The organism is Serratia sp. S4 (assembly GCF_000347995.1).
Classification (GTDB): domain Bacteria; phylum Pseudomonadota; class Gammaproteobacteria; order Enterobacterales; family Enterobacteriaceae; genus Serratia; species Serratia quinivorans.
Genome location: NZ_KB661120.1, coordinates 2,816,250 through 2,835,528, shown reverse-complemented (window position 1 = coordinate 2,835,528; position 19,279 = coordinate 2,816,250). Strand labels below are relative to the sequence as shown.

The window sequence follows — 19,279 nt, the reverse complement described above, 5'->3', positions numbered from 1 at the left end:
ACATGAAAAAACGTTATTTAGGCTTGATGGCCGCCGCCTGGATGTTCAGCAGCATGGCGATGGCGCTGACGCTCGATGAGGCCAAACAGCAGGGGCGCGTAGGGGAAACGCTCAGCGGTTATATCGCGCCGGTGAAGCAGGACGCCGAAACGCTGACGTTGGTGAAAAACATTAATGCCGGGCGCACCGAAAAATACCAGCAAGTGGCGGACAGCAATCATATTGCCATCGACGATGTGGCGCGCATGGCGGGGCAGAAGTTGGTAACGCGAGCCCCGGCAGGGGAATACGTGCGCGGTATTAACGGGCAGTGGCTGAAGAAATAAAAAAACGCGCCGTCAGGTGTAATGCCGGTCAGTTAAGCAAAGTTCTGAATAAGAATGTACGACGTTGTTTAAGTGGGCGTCCCCCTCTCCCGAGGGAGAGGGCCGGGGTGAGGGGCTTTCGTGTTGGTATGTATCCCCTCACCCTAACCCTCTCCCAAAGGAGAGGGAACAATACACCTTAACTGACAAGCATTACGCCCCAGCGAGGGACATCAGGCGGCAACCACCTGAGTCAGCACGGCCTTGGCGTCGGCCTGTGCTTTGGTCGCAACGTCCGGGCCGTAAGCGATGCCTTCCGCAAACACGAACTCAACGTCGGTGATGCCGATAAAGCCCAGGAACAGACGCAGGTAAGGTTCTACCAGGTCAGTCGGGGTGTCTTTATGAATGCCGCCGCGGCTGGTCAGGATGATGGCGCGTTTACCTTTCACCAGGCCTTCAGGGCCGTTTTCGGTGTAACGGAAGGTGACGCCGGCACGGGCAATCAGGTCGAAATAGTTTTTCAACTGAGTCGGGATGTTGAAGTTGTACATCGGTGCCGCCATAACGATGGTGTCATTGGCCTGCAGTTCAGCGATCAGTTCGTCGGACAAGGCCAGCGCTTCGGTCTGACGTGGGGTCAGCGGCGTATCGGAAGGGCGCAGTGCACCCACCAGCTCACCGTCCAGTACCGGGATTGGCTGTGCAGCCAGGTCACGTACGGTGATAGTGTCGTTGCCATGAGCGCTTGCCCATTGCTCAACGAAGAAATCGGCCAGTTGGTTAGACTGAGAGTAACCTGCCAGGATGCTTGATTTAAGAACCAATACTTTGCTCATCGGTAATTCCTTAGGTTAAGACAGTGACATCAGGACGGTGCGTCCCTTGCATGTAGTACACTCTATTCACATTTTTCCAGCAGTGATAGCGCAATATTTCGAGACCTTTGTTCGATTTTATTGAATAACCTTTTGGGCCTTAAGCGGCGGGATTATGGGGAAAAAGCGGCTTGTGATATTCTTCGCGTCCAAAGCTAAAAACGGGCTAACCCATTACCAAACCGTTGCTAACGCTTGATACAGCAGCGATGAAACAAGGAATACCGAACGTGAAATCTCCGCTCGCGGCATTGTCTGCCCAACTGGGCGAGCTGATGCTCCGTGATCAACAGCGCCTGCAACGTCGGCTGCAGGGCGCACGAAAAATCAAAAATCCCGATGCTCAATTGGCGGCTGCCGTTGAAATCGAAAGTGACATGGCGCTGGCGTTGCGTAAGGTGCAATCCCGCGCTGCGACCTGCCCGAAAATAACCTATCCGGAAAACCTGCCGGTCAGCCAGAAAAAGCAGGATATTCTGCAGGCGATCCGTGACCATCAGGTGGTGATTGTTGCCGGTGAAACCGGCTCGGGGAAAACCACCCAGTTACCGAAGATCTGTCTGGAATTGGGGCGCGGGGTCAAAGGGCTGATCGGCCATACCCAGCCTCGACGCCTGGCCGCGCGCACCGTGGCCAACCGCATTGCCGACGAACTGGAAACCCCATTGGGCGGCAGCGTCGGTTATAAGGTACGTTTTAACGATCAGGTCGGGGAAAATACCCTGGTCAAGCTGATGACCGACGGCATCCTGCTGGCGGAAATCCAGCAGGATCGGCTGTTGATGCAGTACGACACGCTGATTATCGATGAGGCGCATGAACGCAGCCTGAACATCGATTTTATCCTCGGCTACCTGCGCGAACTGCTACCGAAGCGCCCCGATCTGAAAGTCATCATCACCTCGGCAACCATAGATCCGCAGCGGTTTTCACGTCACTTCAACAACGCGCCGATTATTGAAGTTTCCGGCCGGACTTATCCGGTGGAAGTCCGTTACCGCCCGGTGGTGGACGACGCCGACGATACCGACCGCGATCAACTGCAGGCGATTTTCGATGCGGTGGATGAGCTTGGCCGCGAAGGGCCGGGGGATATCCTGATCTTTATGAGCGGTGAGCGCGAAATCCGTGATACCGCCGATGCATTGAACCGCCTTAATCTGCCGCATACCGAGGTCTTGCCGCTGTATGCCCGGCTTTCCAACAGCGAACAGAACCGGGTATTCCAGTCACACCATGGTCGGCGCATTGTGCTGGCAACCAACGTGGCGGAAACCTCACTGACCGTACCGGGCATCAAATATGTGATTGATCCGGGGACGGCGCGCATCAGCCGCTACAGCTTCCGTACCAAGGTCCAGCGCCTGCCGATCGAGCCGGTGTCTCAGGCCTCGGCCAATCAGCGTAAGGGCCGCTGCGGCCGCGTGTCGGACGGTATTTGTATTCGTCTGTATGCAGAACAGGATTTCCTGTCGCGACCGGAGTTTACCGATCCGGAGATCCTGCGCACCAACCTGGCGTCGGTGATCCTGCAGATGACCTCGCTGGGGCTGGGGGATATCGCCGCTTTCCCGTTCGTCGAGGCGCCGGACAAGCGCAATATTCTGGACGGCGTGCGCCTGCTGGAAGAGTTGGGGGCGATTAAAACGGCAGAGAATGGCCATTACCAGCTTACTTCGCAGGGCCGTCAACTGGCACAGTTGCCGATCGACCCACGGCTGGCACGTATGGTGCTGGAAGCGCAGAAGAGCGGTAGCGTACGTGAGGTGATGATCATCACCGCAGCGCTGTCGATTCAGGATCCGCGTGAACGGCCAATGGACAAACAGCAGGCGTCGGATGAAAAGCACCGTCGCTTCGCGGATAAAGACTCGGACTTCCTGGCCTACGTGAACCTGTGGGACTGGCTGAAAGAGCAGCAAAAAGAGCATTCCTCCAGCCAGTTCCGTCGGCTGTGTCGCAATGATTTCCTGAACTACCTGCGGGTGCGCGAATGGCAGGATATTTACACCCAACTGCGCCAGGTGGTGAAAGAGCTGGGGCTGCCGGTTAACAGCGAGCCTTCCGATTATCGCAGCGTACACACCGCGCTGCTGACCGGGTTGCTGTCGCACATCGGCCAGAAAGATGCCGACAAGCAGGAGTTCACCGGTGCCCGCAACGCACGCTTCTCCATTTTTCCGGGGTCCGGCCTGTTCAAGAAGCCACCGAAGTGGACCATGGTGGCCGAACTGGTGGAAACCAGCCGCCTGTGGGGGCGCATTGCCGCACGTATCGAGCCGGAGTGGATAGAACCATTGGCTCAGCATCTGGTGAAGCACAGCTACAGCGAACCCCACTGGTCTAAATCCCAGGGGGCGGTGATGGCCAGCGAAAAAGTGACGCTGTTCGGGCTGCCGATTGTTGCCGCGCGCTCGGTCAATTACAGCACCATTGATCCTCTGCTGTGCCGTGAGCTGTTTATCCGCCATGCGTTGGTGGAAGGCGACTGGCAGACGCGACATGCGTTCTTTGCCGCTAACCTGAAACTGCGTGCCGAAGTGGAAGAGCTGGAACATAAATCGCGTCGCCGTGACATTCTGGTGGACGACGAAACCCTGTTTGCTTTCTACGATCAGCGCATTCCGAACGATGTGGTGTCCGGACGCCATTTCGATAACTGGTGGAAAAACGCCGGTAAGCAAAATTCCGACCTGCTCAGCTTTGAAAAGGAAATGCTGATCAAAGACGGTGCCAATCAGGTCAGTGCGCTGGACTACCCAAACACCTGGTACCAGGGCAACCTCAAGCTGCGCCTGACTTATCAGTTTGAACCGGGCACCGACGCCGATGGCGTGACGGTACACATTCCGCTGCCTATCCTTAATCAGGTTGAGCAGCAGGGCTTCGAATGGCAGATCCCGGGCATTCGGCGGGAACTGATTATTGCCCTGATCAAGTCCTTGCCAAAGCCGGTACGCCGCAATTTTGTGCCGGCACCGAACTACGCCGAAGCTTTCCTGGGGCGGGCTACGCCGCTGGAGATGCCGCTGCTGGATTCACTGGAGCGCGAGCTGCGTCGCATGACTGGTGTGACGGTGTCACGTGAAGACTGGCAATGGGATCAGGTGCCCGATCACCTCAAGATGACATTCCGGGTGGTGGGTGAAAAACACAAAACCCTGCTTGAAGGCAAAGATCTGACGGCATTGAAGCTCAAGCTGAAGGACAAGGTGCAGGAAACGCTGTCGGCGGTGGCGGACGATGGGCTGGAACAAAGCAATCTGCATATCTGGAGCTTCGGCAAACTGCCGGAGTTTTATGAGCAGAAACGCGGTGGCTACTCGATGAAGGCTTACCCGGCGCTGGTGGACGAAAAAGACAGCGTGGCGATCCGCCTGTTCGACAGCGAGCAGGAGCAGCGACAGGCGATGTGGCAGGGCACGCGTCGTCTGCTGTTGTTGAATATTCCTTCACCTATCAAATATCTGCATGAAAAACTGCCGAACAAGGCCAAGCTGGGGCTGTACTTTAACCCTTACGGCAGGGTGCTGGATCTGATCGACGATTGCATTTCGTGCGGCATCGATAAACTGATCGCCGAACACGGCGGCCCGGTGTGGCAGGAAGAAAACTTTGCCCGTCTGCAGGAGCTGGTGCGCGGCGAACTGAATGAAACGGTGGTGGGCGTAGCCAAACAGGTCGAACAAATCCTGACGGCGGTGTTTAACATCAACAAGCGCTTGAAAGGCCGGGTTGATATCTCGTTGGCGCTGGCACTGTCAGATATCAAAACTCAGCTCGGCGCTCTGGTTTATCGTGGGTTCGTCACCAACAACGGCTGGAAGCGTCTGCCGGATACGCTACGTTATCTGCAGGCGATTGAACGTCGGTTGGAGAAACTGGCTATCGATCCGCACCGCGACCGCGCACAAATGCTACGGGTGGAACAGGTGCAGCAGGCCTGGCAGCAATGGCTGAACAAACTGCCGCCGAAACGCCAGCAGGATGACGAGGTGAAAGAGGTGCGCTGGATGATTGAAGAGCTGCGCGTCAGCCTGTTCGCTCAGCAACTGGGCACGCCTTATCCGATCTCGGACAAGCGTATCCTGCAGACTATCGAGCAGCTTTCAGTGTGATTAATCGGGGGCAACAAGTTGCCCCCGGGTTTTATTTCCCCGCCGCCAGCGCGTCCAGCGCATCGCGGATACCGGTCACTGCCAGCGCGCGGTTATCGGCGCGGTAACGGTCTTTGGCTGCCGGTGCGGAGCTTTGAATGGCAATAAGCCGCCAACCGTCGGCAGTTTTCAGCAGTAACGGCGAACCGCTATCGCCGGGCAGGGTATCGCACTGGTGCGAAAGTACACCTTGTTGCGCCCAGCCGGTCACTTTACAGTTCTGGTGGCTGTAGAGATCGTCCAGATGATCTTCCGGGTATCCCGCCTGGGTAATCAGCCGTTTGGCTTGTTTCATTGCCTGGGTCAGTGCCTTGCTGTCGCCTTGCCACAACGGCAGCGGCTTAATCGGCAAGGTTTTTTTATCCTTCAGACGGATCAGGGCAAAGTCATAGGCCGCTGCCGCTGGCGGTACAATCCAGCCATCGCCGTCAGGCTTGAGTTTTTTCCCCAGTTTGCGATCCACCAGCGTCTCAATATTGTCGGTCTGGTATTTCCAGGTCTTATTACCGGCAACAAAACGCAGCGCAATGGCTTTATCCAGTTGACCCGGAGGTGCCAGCACGCAGTGGCCTGCGGTGAGCGCCAGATGCGGAGAGATCAGCGTGGCGGTGCACAGGTTACCGCTGGCGGTTTCCACTTGCCCAATGGCCTGCCACGGCCAACCGTCGGTTTCCGTTACTTTTATTCGTTCATCCTTGCCAAAAAACAGGCGGGTTTGCTCAGCGGTCGACGCATCGGATGGGCTGTCAGCCCGTGCTGAGAGGGAGAGTGCGAGCGGGAATGAGCACAGCAACAACAAAACGGTTATGCGCATAGGTTTCTTGCCTGGAAAATACGGATCATCCATAAACACACTGAATGGTAACTATAGACTGAATTAGTCGCCGTGTGGATGGGCAGTGATTGATTTTTCAATAATTTATTATCCAGAGGGCGGTGTGGCTACAGATAAAAAAAGGCGGCGATCAGTCCACAGAGGATCAGCGTGGTTAAAATGATTTCAAATAGGTAGCGACGCAGCATGATGAGAACCCCCGATGAAAAAACACCCGGCGAACCGGGTGTTGGACAACTCAAGCCTGAACTGGTGAGGGGAGCCTCACATTAATTGCTGTTACGCCGCTTTTTTATGGCTGGCTGTTTTGTGGTGTTTTTTAGCTGCCTGGGCTTTCTGAGCCGGCGCTTTTTTGTGGTGTTTTTTGGCGGCCTGAGCTTTTTGAACCGGCGCTTTCTTCGCGTGATGTTTTTTCACGTGAGTGGTCTTGGCTGGTGCAGCCGCGGTGGTGGTAGCCGTCGCCGCAGGTGCGGTAGGGGTGGTAGTGGCAGCGTCAGCAGCGAAGGCAACAGAAGACAGACCCATTGCAGCGGCAACAACCAGAGCTAATACTTTTTTCATCGTTGATTCCTCAAGTTACTCATCATATATCAAGCCCACTGCGGGGCCGGTGATAAGATAGTAGGCAAACGGCCCGATGCTTTCCGTGAGTGATTGGTTTCGGCGTGTAACCTAATGTACATCGCGAGCACTGGCCGGTTAACGAACCGGAACCATCGAACTTTAAATCTCACTTTAGTTACAACATACATGTAGGGAGTGGCCAACCGGTACTCTGCAGCCTGGGCGTCTTGGGTGGAGGAGGTGCGCTATGGAATAGCGGCGGCAAAGCAGGGGGAAAAAGGCACGGGATTAGCCGTGCCTGGGGATCTTACAGGTAACGACTTTCCAAATGCTTACGGAAATAGTCTGGGTTCAGGGCCTCGCCGGTCGCATTGGCGATCAGGGTATTAGTAGGGAAACGGCTGCCGTGACGCCAGATATTCTGCTTCAGCCATTGGAACAATGGATTCAGATTGCCTTCAGCAATGTCACTGTCCAGCGTTGGCAGAGCTTTGCGGACGCTGTGGAACAGTTGCGCGGCATACATGGCACCCAGGGTGTACGTCGGGAAGTAACCGAAGGCACCATCGGTCCAGTGAATATCCTGCATACAGCCGTTACGGTAGTTGCCGATAGTATCGAGGCCAAGGTAACCGTGCATTTTCTCGCCCCACAGCGCCGGGATATCTTCTACCTCAATCTCGCCTTCGACCAGAGCCTTCTCGATTTCATAGCGCAGGATCACGTGCGCCGGGTAGCTGACTTCGTCAGCGTCTACGCGGATCAGGCCTGGTTTCACTCGCTGATTTAGTCGGATGAAGTTACCTTCTTCCAATGCTGGTTGCTCGCCGAATTGTTTGACCACCAGTGGACGCAGGATCTTCAGGAAATCGCTGCCGCGCGCCAGTTGCATTTCAAACAGCAGACTCTGCGACTCATGGATAGCGGTTGAACGAGCCTGGGCTACCGGCTGGCCCAGCCATTCGCGCGGCAGATTTTGTTCGTAACGAGCATGGCCGGTCTCATGCACGATGCCGAGCAATGCGGTCAGAAATTCTTTGTCGTTGTAGCGGGTGGTAATACGAACATCTTCCGGTACGCCGCCGCAGAATGGGTGAGCGCTGACGTCCACGCGACCGCCGTCGAAGTTAAAGCCGAGCAGCTTCATCACGCTAAGGCTCAGTTGACGTTGGGTTTCCACATTGAACGGCCCCTGCGGAACCAGACAAGGTTCCTGGGCCTGTTTAGCCACTACCTTCTGCAGCAGGTCGGGCAGCCAGGTTTTCAGGTCACCAAAGATACGGTCTATATCGCTGCTGCGCATTCCCGGTTCATAAAGGTTCAGCAGGGCATCATAACGACTGCTACCTGCCGCTTCGGCACGGATCTGCGCTTCCTGGCGGCTCAGTTTAACCACTTCGCGCAGATTTTCCGCGAAACCTTCCCAGTCGTTGGCTGGGCGTTGGGAACGCCAGGCATGTTCACAGCGTGCACCGGCCAGGGATTTAGCCTCGACCAACGATTCTGGCACCAGCACCGCATTGTCATACTGGCGGCGCATCTCCAGCAAATTCGCCTGGTCAATGTCGTCCAGCGTTTCTTGCTGTGCGCGTTCAAACAGACGACCGGTTTTATCCGACGTTAAAATCTGGTGTTGCAATACGCTTAGCTCAGCCAGTGCCTCGGAACGCGCTTTACTGCCGCCCGGTGGCATCATGGTTTGCATATCCCAACCGGCAATGGCGGAGAGATGGCCGAAGCGTGACAGGCGGGTGAAAATGGCACGCAGCTCGTCGTAAGAAGAAGGGGAATGTGCAGATGTCATCGTTTAGCTCCATTTTTTGTAAACCGGATCACTGTTTCGCGTTTTTATGCTGCCACGTAAACGGGGGTTACACCGGGTCTGCTTTTAAATTGAAAGTGGGCTTTAGCGGCCAACAGAAGCGGAAGCTGGCACCACCGAGAGAGCTGGCGTCAACGTAGACCTGGCCCTGGTAGGCCACGGCAATCGAATGAACAATCGCCAAACCCAGGCCACAGCCGCCGGTAGCGCGATCGCGGCTGGGATCGAGACGTACAAAGGGCTCAAATACCCGCTCACGTTCTTCCGGCGGAATACCTGGCCCATCGTCTTCTACCTGCAGGCAGGCGTTGTCGCCGTCAAACCACAGGCCGATGCGCAAGCGTTGCTCACTATAACGCAGCGCATTGTTCACCAGATTATCCAGCACCCGCTCCATTAGCCGTAAATCGACGCCGCCAAAATCACCGACGTGCGGGATGTTCAATTCGATTTCACGTTCCGGGTGGATCAGGCGCAGGTCGTCAGCCTTGTCCTCCAGCCATTTGGGCAAATCCAGCGGTTCTATATTAAGTGCTACCTGCGGACGGTCCAATCGTGCATAGGTCAGCAGTTCGTCTATCAGTGACTCCAACTGACCGATATCGCGGTTCAGCGCCTGCTGTTCACTCTCGGAAAGGTTATCGCTCATCGCCAGGCGGTAACGTAGCCTCACCAACGGGGTGCGCAGTTCATGGGCGATACCGTCTATCAGCTGTTTCTTGCTGGCGATCAGCGTATTGACGTTATCCGCCATCTGGTTAAAGGCCACCCCGAGCCGATTCAGGCTGGAGGTGGGGTCGAAATGGGTTCGCTCATCCAGATGCCCGGCACCGAGGCGCTGAGCCGCGTTTTCCAGCTTGAGTAAGTCCTGCCAGTGCGGACGCATCCACAGAAAAACCGGCAGCGCCAGCGACATGCCGATGAACACCAGCAGCGCCAAATCCAGCAGCCGCATTTGATGCAGATAGAACAGATAAGGGATCGGGCCGACCACCAGCACGTAGTGACTACGCGGGATGCGCTGCATAAAGGTGTATTGGTCGTCGAGGGCGATAATCTCCCCCAGACGCAGCCGTTTTTTCAAATCTTCGCTCAGGTCCTGTTTGCCCAGCGGCTCGATGTGCAGCTTAAACGACAGATTCAAGTCCAGCGTGGCGATGGTCTTGTTCCAGTCTTTGAGCGGAATTTCCCGCAGTTCGCTGCGCATCAGGTACAGCGAGCTTTTCATCAGATCGTCCATCGACTGGCGGCCGGCGCGTTCGGCGGTGACTTTGTACACCAGACCCACCAGCATCGCCATCACCAGGAAACATACGAAAAGCAGCAGGAAGAACTGCACAAAGAGCTTTCTCATTGCTGCACGAACTCCCAGGCATTCGGAGCGAACAGGTAACCTTTATTACGGACGGTTTTGACGCGGAAGGGTTCCAGGGCATTGTCGTACAGCTTGCGGCGCAGGCGGGAAATCGCCACGTCTATACTGCGGTCCAGACCGTCATAACTCACGCCACGCAGGTTTTGCAGCAGGGCTTCGCGATCCATTATTTGGCCGGCGTGGGTGGCCAGTTCCCACAGCAGATCAAAATCTGAGGTGGAAAGGGTGATGACCTCTTCACCCAACGTCACCTGTCGGTTAACCGGATCGATGCATAACAGGCCAAAGTGCAGGGCGTTGTGTTGAGTGAGCGGTTGTGTTGACTCTTCCTTTGGCTGGCTGCCATGCTGACGCAGGTGCAAACGCAGTCGCGCCAGTAACACCGCTGGCGGCGTGGTCTTCAGGATGTAATCGTTGGCGCCCATTTCCAGCGAAAGAATATGGTTCATATCGCTGTCGAGTGAGGTGAGCAGCACGATCGGGCCGGGGAAGGTTGGGCGCAAATCACGGCACAGCGTCATACCATCCTTGCCGGGCAACATAATATCCAGCAGCACCAAATCAGGTTGCTCCAGCTCGATGCGGGCTTGTGCACTGTCGCCGCGTGGCTCAATCAACACTTCAATGTCGTGCTTGCCCAGATAGGCGGCAATCAGTTTGCCGACTTCGGGATCGTCTTCTACAAAAACAATTTTATGCATATTCAGCGGTTTTATCAGAATAACGAAATTCAGCATAACGCGGGGCTCCGCGATACGCCATGCAGATCATGCGTTAGCGCAGCGGGCGTCCGCCGTCGACACCGTGAGTACGGCCGGTGACATAGCGGCTGTCCAGCAGATAGTTCACCAGATTGACCACTTCACTCTCGCCTGGGGCGATTTTCATCAGTGATTTTGCCAGCGCCTGTTGCCGATAATGCTCGTCGTCGCCCGGATTGAAAATAATCAGCGCCGGAGCGATGGCATTGACTTTAACTTCGGGTGCCAGCTTGCGGGCAAAAGAGCGGGTCATATTGTCCAGCGCGGCCTTACTGGCGGCATAGGCAATGTGCTTGTCGCTGCCTTTCTCCACCACATAGTCGGTCAGATGGATGATATCCGCACCGGCTTGCCCCTGGCCCAACAGACAAGATTCCAGCAGTTGATTGAGCAGATAAGGCGTATAAACGTGAATTTGCAACATGGCCGCCATCACTTGCTCCGGTGGCACTTCCGGTGATTCGGCCTGCCAGGCGCTGGCGTTGTGGATCACCGCGCGCAGTTTGGGCGCCACCTGGCGAACCTGCTCGGCGAAACGATAGATACCGTCGTGCGTTGAGAAATCGCCCTGAATGCAGGTTGCCCCCAGTCTTTTCAGTTCGCCCAGCGCCGGGTAGTCGCTGCGATAGGCAATGATCACGGGAATATCACGTTGCAAGAATGACCTGGCCAATGCCAGTCCAATCCGGCGTGCGCCGCCCGTAATCAGCACCGGGGCTGAGTTGTGAAGTTCCATTGATTAAAGCTCCTGGACAGACTGGCAAACAATAGGGGAATTATGCCATTATACGGCGGAAATTCGTTAAAGCTTCGCATCGATTATCCATTTCAGGATGTAATACACGGCAATGAGAGGAAGGGATGAACAGCAGTCACCTTGCACCCGTCGCCCGCAGTGAGAAAATCTGTTTTGATTACATGGATTTTCTGTCCGCATCGTGCAAGAAGCACTGGCGCTTTGTTGATGCAATTTATGGCGTGATGCCATTTTTTGGCATGGTATTGAAATCTCAGGCTTCCGCTTCGCAAACGCGGAAAGAGCAGTTGAAAGCGTTGGCGCTGCAGGTGGTTTCTACCCAGGTCAGCGACGAAACCAACATCGTGCGCCTGATCGACCTGGCACAGCAACAGGGGTTGGCGGTATTCGACATTAAGCTGCCTTACGCTCTGGACACGCAGCAGTTGGCAACCATTCAACAAGAGTGCGTTGAGGGAGTGATTATCTCTCAGGTTGGGGAACGCATGACCATCAGCCTGCGTACATCTCAAAGTAACTGACCGGGTGATCCCACCCGGCCATTTTTCACCTACTGCAGCATAAACCAGCCGGCCGGTACCGTGGCCACCAGCAACAGAAAAATACTGCCTTTCTCCAGCTGATTCAGCAGCTTGATATCATCATGTCCGCTTCGGGCATAAATAAACACCAGCAGCCCCGGTGCATACAGCAACACCGACATCAGCAAATGCATTAACCCAGAAGCGTAGAGCAGCCAAATGCCGTACAGGCAGGCACCTGTGGCGGCGAACATCAGCCGTTTGTCCTGACGACGGATCGCCACCTTAAACAGGAAGGCACCGACCAGGAAATAAGGCACCAGGATCATTTCCGAGGCGATAGTCAGCAGAGAATTATAATTACTGCCGGTCAGCCAGATCAGCACCAGTGCGAACTGCACGGCAATATTGGTCAGCCACAGTGAAGCTGAAGGCGCATGATTCTTGTTCTGCTTGCGGAAAATCTTTGGGAAAGCGCCGTGTTGTGCCGCCAGCAGCGGGACTTCGGCGGCCATAATCGTCCAGCTCAGATAGGCCCCGCAGACCGAAACAATCAGCCCGGCCGCGATAATCACATCACCCCAGGGGCCAATCAGATCGACCATCAGCACCGCCATGGAAGGATTGCGCATTTCGGCCAGTTCGCTGCGCGGCACCACACCCAGGGACAACAAAGTCACCAGCAGGTAAACCGCCAGTGCGGAGATCACTGCCAGCATGGTTGCACGGCCGACATCCTTTTTATGACGCGCCCGCGCTGAAACCACGACTGCGCCTTCCACACCGATAAATACCCACAGGGTAATCAGCATGGTGTTTTTTACCTGTTCCCACACCGGTTTACCGAGAGCGACGCCGTGGAAATCCAGCGTAAAGACGTCCATGTTGAACGCCATCGCTGCCAATACCGCAAACATCCCCAGCGGCAACAGCTTGGCCAGGGTCGCCACCAGATTGATGCTGGCTGCAGTTTGCACGCCGCGCAACACCAGCGCATGGACGATCCACAGCAATACTGACTCTGCCAGTAGTGCCTGCCAGGTATTGCCATCGCCCAGAATGACGTTTCCGCCGCGGTCGGTGAATAAACTCAGTGCGGCGAACACGATAACCAGATAAGAGACATTGGCGATCACTGCGCACAACCAGTAACCCCAGGCGGAACAAAAGCCCACCAGCTCGCCAAAGCCTTCTTTCGCATAGGTAAAGATGCCACCGTCCAGATCGGGACGCAGGCGGGTTAGCAACAGCATGGCAAAAGCCAGAAACAGGATGCCGACGCCGGTGATTGCCCAACCCAATAGCAGGGCCGCCGGGCTGGCAACCTGCGCCATGTTTTGTGGCAGGCTGAAAACCCCGGCGCCCAGCATTGAGCTCAGCACCAATGCGGTTAACGCGGTAAGACCTAGTTTTTTTTCCAATGACGGATCCTGAGCGCAGAATAAACAACTGGAAGGGAACTGCTTGGCAGTAACAACGTAATGGCAATTACTGAACGAGTAGACAATAGCCCTAAAAATTGGCGCAAATTCTACGGCTGGATGCGTGTGGATGCAATGATTAAGTATGCGTGATTTACAAAAAACTATTCAACTGGCAGGGCGGTATCAGCGACAAAAAAACGGGCAGCTCAATGGCTGCCCGATGGTAAACCGCAAATTGAAACTTATTTGAACAGGTCGGCGCTGACGGTCAGGTTACCGCCGCTCTTGTTCTGCCACTGGCGGGTCACGTGATAGTATTTGGCGCCTTTCTCGGCCGCACGTTTGGCAACTTCGCTAGAAACATCAGTCATGCTGTTGAAGTGGCCAGTGAAGGTCACGGAATCAAACGGCACCATCTGCGCGGCAGTCACGTTGTTCACTTCCTGAATCTGGGTACCGTTTGGTAAAGTGACAGTATAACGTTTGCCGGTAGAAGACTGGGTTTCGAAGAAACGGCCTACGTCGCGACTTGGTGAGCCAGAAGAGGCAACACCCGGAATTTCAACCTTGGCAGCAGCAGCGCCACCGGCAGCCAGTGCGGCTTTACCGGCTTCAGAATCAGCCGGAATGGCATCCGGGCTCTGAACGGTACGTTTAGGGGCATCGGCCTTATAGATATAAGCGGTAATGAACTGGTTGCCGCCCTGGTTGGCATCTACCTGACGCACGATAAAGAAGGAGGCTGCGCCTTTCTTTTTCGCTTCTTTGGTGATGGCATCGTTGATGTCCGGCTGGCTGCGGTAGAAACCGCTGACGCTCACCGTGTCGTACGGCTCCAACAGGAAGGCTTGTTCTTTCGGCAGTTCGGTAACACCGTTAATCACGCGGTATTTGGGGTCTTTGCTCACTTCCGGCGCATCTTTATGATAAAGATCTGCGGTGACGCGCCAGTTGCCGCCATTGTTGCTGTTGTTGCTGTCCTGGATATAGAAGGAGTCTGCACCCAGTTTATCTGCACGGCGGGATATGGCATCAGCGGCTTCATTGATGGCATTAAAGCGGCCGGTAATCGTGATGCGATCAAACGGCTTCAGCGCCGCTGCTTTTTCAGGAGTTAACTCTTGTGCCGCCTGAGCAGACAGCGCTGTGAGTGATAACAAGGCTGATGCGATGATCGTGTTCTTCAGCTTCATAAAAAATCCTTTCGCCTAGCGCATTAACGTTTATAACGTGCTGAACTGTTTAGGTGTAATTCAGCCGCCGATTATTACATGTAATCTCGACCAGTGTCTCAGCATTTTATGTCATCCCGTGAGACAAACCCCCAGAAGGATTGTGCCCGATATATTGCGCAGAATCGCCATAAGTTTCAATAATAAAGCCTTTGATGTCATAAGTGTTAATTATTCACAAATTTATAACTTTTATGCGATTTCCCCCTGTGCCACTGGAAAGCCGCCAACCTCCGCCAGCCACAATATGGCCGCAAAAACGGCATTAAACCGGGGTTTTTAACTTTAATTTGCGATTTATCATGTCACTGCCTGAGTTTTTATGTAAAAACAGACCTGAATGCGTAAGCAATTATGGATCATCGATCATATTTTCAGTAGGTTATAGATGGCGCCTTAATTCGTTGCCGACAAGGCTAATAAAAACCTGTCAGCCGGGGCCATCGCTATGGGTAGGAAGATAATAAACATCATCATAGACAGGTGAGAAGGGAACATTATGCGTATTGGTGTACCAAGAGAACGGTTGGCCAATGAAGCCCGGGTCGCAGCAACGCCGAAAACGGTGGAGCAACTGCTGAAGCTGGGCTTTACCGTCGCGATTGAAAGCGGGGCGGGTAAACTGGCAAGTTTTGACGATAGCGCTTATGAAGCCGCTGGGGCAACAATCACCGACACCGCTGATGTCTGGCAGTCGGATCTGATTTTGAAAGTTAACGCACCGCTTGAGGACGAGATCGCGTTAATGCGCGAGGGCAGCACCCTGGTCAGCTTTATCTGGCCGGCGCAAAACCCGGAGCTGATCGCGCAGCTGGCCGCTCGCAACGTCACTGCGATGGCGATGGATTCAGTACCGCGTATCTCACGCGCACAATCCATGGACGCACTGAGCTCAATGGCCAACATCGCCGGTTACCGTGCGATTGTTGAGGCCGCGCATGAGTTTGGCCGTTTCTTCACCGGGCAAATCACCGCTGCCGGCAAGGTTCCACCCGCCAAAGTAATGATTATCGGTGCCGGCGTAGCGGGCCTGGCGGCCATCGGCGCCGCAGGCAGCCTGGGGGCGATTGTTCGCGCCTTCGACACCCGCCCGGAAGTCAAAGAGCAAGTGCAGAGCATGGGTGCTGAATTCCTCGAGCTGGATTTTGAGGAAGAAGCGGGCAGCGGCGATGGCTATGCCAAAGTGATGTCCGAAGCCTTTATCAAGGCCGAGATGGCGCTGTTCGCCGCCCAGGCGGCCGAGGTCGACATTATTGTCACCACCGCGTTGATCCCGGGCAAACCCGCACCGAAGCTTATCACCAAAGAGATGGTGGCTTCGATGAAACCGGGTAGCGTGATCGTCGATCTGGCGGCGCAAAACGGTGGCAACTGTGAACTGACCGTAGCCGATCGCGTGACCGTGACCGACAACGGCGTGAAAATCATTGGCTATACCGATTTGCCAAGCCGCCTGCCGACTCAATCCTCACAGCTTTACGGTACCAACCTGGTTAACCTGCTGAAATTGCTGTCGAAAGAGAAAAACGGCGAAATTGACGTTGATTTTGAAGATACCGTGATCCGCGGCGTTACCGTGGTGCGCAGTGGCGAAGTCACCTGGCCGGCACCGCCAATCCAGGTTTCTGCCCAGCCTAAACAGGCACAGGCAGCGGCACCGGTCGCCAAACCGGCGGCAAAACCGGTTTCGCCATGGTTGAAATATGGCCTGATGGCGCTGGCCATCATCCTGTTTGGTTGGCTGGCCAACGCCGCACCAAAAGAGTTCCTGTCTCACTTTACCGTGTTTGCGCTGGCCTGCGTGGTGGGTTACTACGTGGTTTGGAACGTCAGCCATGCATTGCACACCCCGTTGATGTCGGTCACCAATGCGATCTCAGGGATTATCGTGGTCGGTGCGCTATTGCAGATTGGCCATGGTGGCTGGGTGAGTTTCCTCTCCTTTATCGCCGTGCTGATCGCCAGCATCAACATTTTTGGTGGATTCACCGTCACTCAGCGCATGCTGAAGATGTTCCGCAAGAACTAAGGGGTAGCATATGTCTGGAGGATTAGTTACAGCTGCATACATTGTTGCCGCTATCCTGTTTATCTGTAGTCTGGCCGGCCTGTCGCGCCATGAAACCTCAAAACGGGGCAATCTGTTTGGCGTCGCCGGGATGGCGATTGCGCTGATCGCCACCATCCTCGGGCCGGATTCCGGCAACGTAGGCTGGATTATCATCGCGATGATTATCGGGGGTTCCATCGGGGTTTATCTGGCGAAAAAGGTCGAAATGACCGAAATGCCAGAGCTGGTGGCGGTGCTGCACAGTTTTGTTGGCCTGGCGGCGGTTCTGGTGGGGTTAAACAGCTACCTGGATCACGGCGCGCCAATGGAGCCGGTGATGGCGAATATCCATCTGACCGAAGTGTTCCTCGGCATCTTTATCGGTGCGGTCACTTTCACCGGTTCGATTGTTGCGTTCGGCAAACTGCGCGGCATCATCTCTTCCAAACCGCTGGCGTTGCCAAACCGACACAAAATGAACCTGGCGGCACTGGTGGTTTCCTTCGTCCTGTTGGTGGTGTTTGTTCGCGCCGACAGTGTGGGTTGGCAAGCGGTGGCACTGGTGCTGATGACCGCTATCGCGCTGGCGTTTGGCTGGCATCTGGTGGCCTCCATCGGCGGTGCCGATATGCCGGTCGTAGTGTCGATGCTCAACTCCTATTCGGGTTGGGCGGCAGCGGCAGCGGGCTTTATGTTGAGCAACGATTTGCTGATCGTGACCGGTGCGTTGGTGGGTTCTTCGGGGGCCATCCTGTCTTACATCATGTGTAAGGCGATGAACCGTTCGTTTATCAGCGTGATCGCCGGAGGCTTCGGTACCGATGGCTCTTCGACCGGTAATGCGGAAGAAATGGGCGAGTATCGCGAAACCACCGCGGAAGAAGTTGCCGAGCAGTTGAAGAACTCCACTTCAGTGATCATCACCCCAGGCTACGGCATGGCGGTAGCGCAGGCGCAGTACCCGGTGGCGGAAATCACCGAGAAACTGCGCGCTCGTGGTATCAAGGTGCGTTTCGGTATTCATCCGGTTGCCGGGCGTTTGCCGGGCCACATGAACGTGTTGCTGGCCGAAGCCAAGGTGCCATATGACGTGGTGCTGGAGATGGATGAAATCAATGACGATTTCGCCGATACCGACACCGTGCTGGTGATCGGTGCCAACGATACGGTGAACCCGGCCGCACTGGAAGATCCGCGCAGCCCAATCGCCGGTATGCCAGTGCTGGAAGTGTGGAAAGCGCAGAACGTGATTGCCTTTAAGCGTTCGATGAACACCGGCTATGCCGGCGTGCAGAACCCGCTGTTCTTTAAAGAGAACACCCAGATGCTGTTTGGTGATGCCAAAGAGAGTGTGGAAGCGATACTGCGTGCGCTGCAGGCGTAACGCCTGTTATTAGGGAGAGCGTACCGAAGGGGTCGTAGCGGCTTGTCCGCCGGAGTGCCCCTCGGTGCGCTAGGCCCGGGCATCTCGGGGTCAAAGATAACTTTGTCTTCAAAATAAAAACGGGCCTTTTCGGCCCGTTTCTTTATGCGTCAAACATCAATCCTCGTCGTCGTGCTCATCGTCCTCATCGACTTCGATCGGGCAATTGAAGTTTTCCGGCTTAATCACCAGCAGGTCACATTTCAGATGGTCGATCACATGTTCTGCCGTGTTACCGATAAACGCCGCCGAAATGCCGGTGCGCCCCAGGGTACCCAATACCACCACACCCGCCTGCAAGTGCTCGGCCAAATCGGGGATCACCTCTTCTGGCAGACCTTTTTCAACGTGGGTAAACTCTTCTTTAATGCCGAATTTTTGCCTTAACGCCTTCATGGCGATCAGGTGCTGCCCGCGAATGGCGTCGTTGTAAACGCTGGGGTCAAAGTCCGGTAGTTCGATAGCAATATTGATGGGGGTAACGGGGTAGGCACCAACCAGGTGAACTTCGGTTTGGTTGACGTTTTGCGCCAGTTCAACGGTTTCCTGTACCAGCTTGATGTTCAATGGGTCATGGTAGGGTTCTTCACTGGCCAGATTGACCGCCACCACCGCTTTGCTGCCTTCCTGCCAGGGTTGGTCCTTGACCATCCACACCGGGCAAGGGCATTTTCGTAACAGATGCCAGTCGGTTGGGGTGAAAATAACGGATTCGAGGCGGTCGTGCTGATGCGCCATTTTTAACAGCAGATCGTGCTTGCCGGCGATCACTTCCTGAATAATCGCTTCATAAGGGCGGTTATGCCAGACCACTTTGATTTCAATAGGAACGCCTTCGTCGAGGTAAAAACGGCATTGCTCGTTGATCCATGCGGCACGTTGGCTGATAACGCCTTGTCGCATCGCCGTCCTTTCGTCCGGTGAGAGCAAGGTCGTCATTTCGTAAGAGAAGTCGTAAATAGGCAGGAAGGCCTTAATGCGCCCGCCATTTCGTTTAATCAGGTACACCGCCCGGCGCAGCGCCGGCTGGTCATCCTGGTTGGGGTCAATAGCCACCAGAAGATTCTGATACTTCGCCATAGGGCCTCCTTACAGCTGAAAATCAACAGTCTGTCAATTTACAGAGTAACCCAACATTGAAAAACAGAACAGCAGCAGAGATAGGCTGGGTCAAT

The 19,279-nt window shown here is 55.1% G+C and carries 15 protein-coding genes; 5 read left to right on the top strand and 10 right to left on the bottom strand.

Going from position 1 to position 19,279, the window contains the following annotated elements; translation table 11 throughout:
• Positions 1–2 precede the first annotated feature (2 nt).
• Positions 3–326 (top strand): YdbL family protein, encoded by a 324-nt coding sequence (locus tag SERS4_RS0113985; protein ID WP_012145325.1) that lies wholly within the window; start codon positions 3–5, stop codon positions 324–326.
• Between the two features lie 212 nt (positions 327–538).
• Here SERS4_RS0113985 and azoR read toward each other — a convergent pair whose 3' ends face one another.
• Positions 539–1,144: an FMN-dependent NADH-azoreductase gene (gene azoR / locus SERS4_RS0113980; RefSeq protein ID WP_017892983.1), complete on the bottom strand. Its 606-nt coding sequence runs from the start codon at positions 1,142–1,144 to the stop codon at positions 539–541.
• Between the two features lie 269 nt (positions 1,145–1,413).
• Between azoR and hrpA the strand changes: the two genes are divergently transcribed.
• Entirely contained in the window at positions 1,414–5,301 is a 3,888-nt protein-coding gene (gene hrpA, locus SERS4_RS0113975; RefSeq protein ID WP_017892982.1) for an ATP-dependent RNA helicase HrpA, read from the top strand.
• A gap of 31 nt (positions 5,302–5,332) precedes the next feature.
• Here hrpA and SERS4_RS0113970 read toward each other — a convergent pair whose 3' ends face one another.
• From SERS4_RS0113970 to folM, 6 genes are all read right to left on the bottom strand, one after another.
• Entirely contained in the window at positions 5,333–6,154 is an 822-nt protein-coding gene (locus tag SERS4_RS0113970) for a serine protease (RefSeq protein ID WP_017892981.1), read from the bottom strand.
• 300 nt (positions 6,155–6,454) lie between these two features.
• The gene (gene asr / locus SERS4_RS0113960; protein WP_017892980.1) at positions 6,455–6,736 is read right to left on the bottom strand and encodes an acid resistance repetitive basic protein Asr; all 282 of its coding nucleotides are present in this window, start codon (positions 6,734–6,736) and stop codon (positions 6,455–6,457) included.
• Between the two features lie 310 nt (positions 6,737–7,046).
• Positions 7,047–8,543 carry a carboxypeptidase M32 gene (locus tag SERS4_RS0113955; protein WP_012145320.1) on the bottom strand — a complete coding sequence of 499 codons (1,497 nt, stop codon included), beginning with the start codon at positions 8,541–8,543 and terminating at the stop codon, positions 7,047–7,049.
• Positions 8,544–8,610: 67 nt separating this feature from the next.
• The gene (gene rstB / locus SERS4_RS0113950; protein WP_012145319.1) at positions 8,611–9,915 is read right to left on the bottom strand and encodes a two-component system sensor histidine kinase RstB; all 1,305 of its coding nucleotides are present in this window, start codon (positions 9,913–9,915) and stop codon (positions 8,611–8,613) included.
• Positions 9,912–10,637, bottom strand: coding sequence for a two-component system response regulator RstA (gene rstA, locus SERS4_RS0113945; protein WP_026142393.1), 726 nt, complete (start codon positions 10,635–10,637; stop codon positions 9,912–9,914). The genes rstB and rstA overlap by 4 nt, the downstream gene beginning before the upstream one ends.
• Before the next feature lie 73 nt (positions 10,638–10,710).
• The gene (gene folM, locus SERS4_RS0113940; RefSeq protein ID WP_017892979.1) at positions 10,711–11,433 is read right to left on the bottom strand and encodes a dihydromonapterin reductase; all 723 of its coding nucleotides are present in this window, start codon (positions 11,431–11,433) and stop codon (positions 10,711–10,713) included.
• A gap of 125 nt (positions 11,434–11,558) precedes the next feature.
• Between folM and SERS4_RS0113935 the strand changes: the two genes are divergently transcribed.
• Positions 11,559–11,975: a hypothetical protein gene (locus SERS4_RS0113935; protein WP_017892978.1), complete on the top strand. Its 417-nt coding sequence runs from the start codon at positions 11,559–11,561 to the stop codon at positions 11,973–11,975.
• 29 nt (positions 11,976–12,004) lie between these two features.
• On the opposite strand, the gene SERS4_RS0113930 is transcribed toward SERS4_RS0113935, so the two are convergent.
• Both SERS4_RS0113930 and ydgH read right to left on the bottom strand, forming a co-directional pair.
• Positions 12,005–13,396 carry an amino acid permease gene (locus SERS4_RS0113930; protein ID WP_017892977.1) on the bottom strand — a complete coding sequence of 464 codons (1,392 nt, stop codon included), beginning with the start codon at positions 13,394–13,396 and terminating at the stop codon, positions 12,005–12,007.
• A gap of 245 nt (positions 13,397–13,641) precedes the next feature.
• The gene (gene ydgH / locus SERS4_RS0113920) at positions 13,642–14,592 is read right to left on the bottom strand and encodes a DUF1471 family protein YdgH (RefSeq protein ID WP_017892975.1); all 951 of its coding nucleotides are present in this window, start codon (positions 14,590–14,592) and stop codon (positions 13,642–13,644) included.
• A 538-nt stretch (positions 14,593–15,130) separates the two neighbouring features.
• On the opposite strand from ydgH, the gene pntA reads away from it, so the two are divergent.
• Both pntA and pntB read left to right on the top strand, forming a co-directional pair.
• Positions 15,131–16,660, top strand: a complete 1,530-nt coding sequence (gene pntA, locus SERS4_RS0113915; RefSeq protein WP_017892974.1) for a Re/Si-specific NAD(P)(+) transhydrogenase subunit alpha — start codon at positions 15,131–15,133, stop codon at positions 16,658–16,660.
• A gap of 10 nt (positions 16,661–16,670) precedes the next feature.
• Positions 16,671–18,065: a Re/Si-specific NAD(P)(+) transhydrogenase subunit beta gene (gene pntB, locus SERS4_RS0113910; protein ID WP_017892973.1), complete on the top strand. Its 1,395-nt coding sequence runs from the start codon at positions 16,671–16,673 to the stop codon at positions 18,063–18,065.
• Positions 18,066–18,221: 156 nt separating this feature from the next.
• Here pntB and uspE read toward each other — a convergent pair whose 3' ends face one another.
• Positions 18,222–19,184 carry a universal stress protein UspE gene (gene uspE / locus SERS4_RS0113905; protein ID WP_017892972.1) on the bottom strand — a complete coding sequence of 321 codons (963 nt, stop codon included), beginning with the start codon at positions 19,182–19,184 and terminating at the stop codon, positions 18,222–18,224.
• Positions 19,185–19,279: the final 95 nt, after the last annotated feature.

What these genes read in the sequence shown, in the direction of transcription:
- SERS4_RS0113985 (WP_012145325.1), top strand. Translation starts at nt 3, where the DNA reads ATGAAAAAACGTTATTTAGGCTTGATGGCCGCCGCCTGGATGTTCAGC.
- azoR (WP_017892983.1), bottom strand. Translation starts at nt 1,144, where the DNA reads ATGAGCAAAGTATTGGTTCTTAAATCAAGCATCCTGGCAGGTTACTCT.
- SERS4_RS0113970 (WP_017892981.1), bottom strand. Translation starts at nt 6,154, where the DNA reads ATGCGCATAACCGTTTTGTTGTTGCTGTGCTCATTCCCGCTCGCACTC.
- asr (WP_017892980.1), bottom strand. Translation starts at nt 6,736, where the DNA reads ATGAAAAAAGTATTAGCTCTGGTTGTTGCCGCTGCAATGGGTCTGTCT.
- SERS4_RS0113955 (WP_012145320.1), bottom strand. Translation starts at nt 8,543, where the DNA reads ATGACATCTGCACATTCCCCTTCTTCTTACGACGAGCTGCGTGCCATT.
- rstB (WP_012145319.1), bottom strand. Translation starts at nt 9,915, where the DNA reads ATGAGAAAGCTCTTTGTGCAGTTCTTCCTGCTGCTTTTCGTATGTTTC.
- rstA (WP_026142393.1), bottom strand. Translation starts at nt 10,637, where the DNA reads ATGCATAAAATTGTTTTTGTAGAAGACGATCCCGAAGTCGGCAAACTG.
- folM (WP_017892979.1), bottom strand. Translation starts at nt 11,433, where the DNA reads ATGGAACTTCACAACTCAGCCCCGGTGCTGATTACGGGCGGCGCACGC.
- SERS4_RS0113935 (WP_017892978.1), top strand. Translation starts at nt 11,559, where the DNA reads ATGAACAGCAGTCACCTTGCACCCGTCGCCCGCAGTGAGAAAATCTGT.
- ydgH (WP_017892975.1), bottom strand. Translation starts at nt 14,592, where the DNA reads ATGAAGCTGAAGAACACGATCATCGCATCAGCCTTGTTATCACTCACA.
- pntA (WP_017892974.1), top strand. Translation starts at nt 15,131, where the DNA reads ATGCGTATTGGTGTACCAAGAGAACGGTTGGCCAATGAAGCCCGGGTC.
- pntB (WP_017892973.1), top strand. Translation starts at nt 16,671, where the DNA reads ATGTCTGGAGGATTAGTTACAGCTGCATACATTGTTGCCGCTATCCTG.
- uspE (WP_017892972.1), bottom strand. Translation starts at nt 19,184, where the DNA reads ATGGCGAAGTATCAGAATCTTCTGGTGGCTATTGACCCCAACCAGGAT.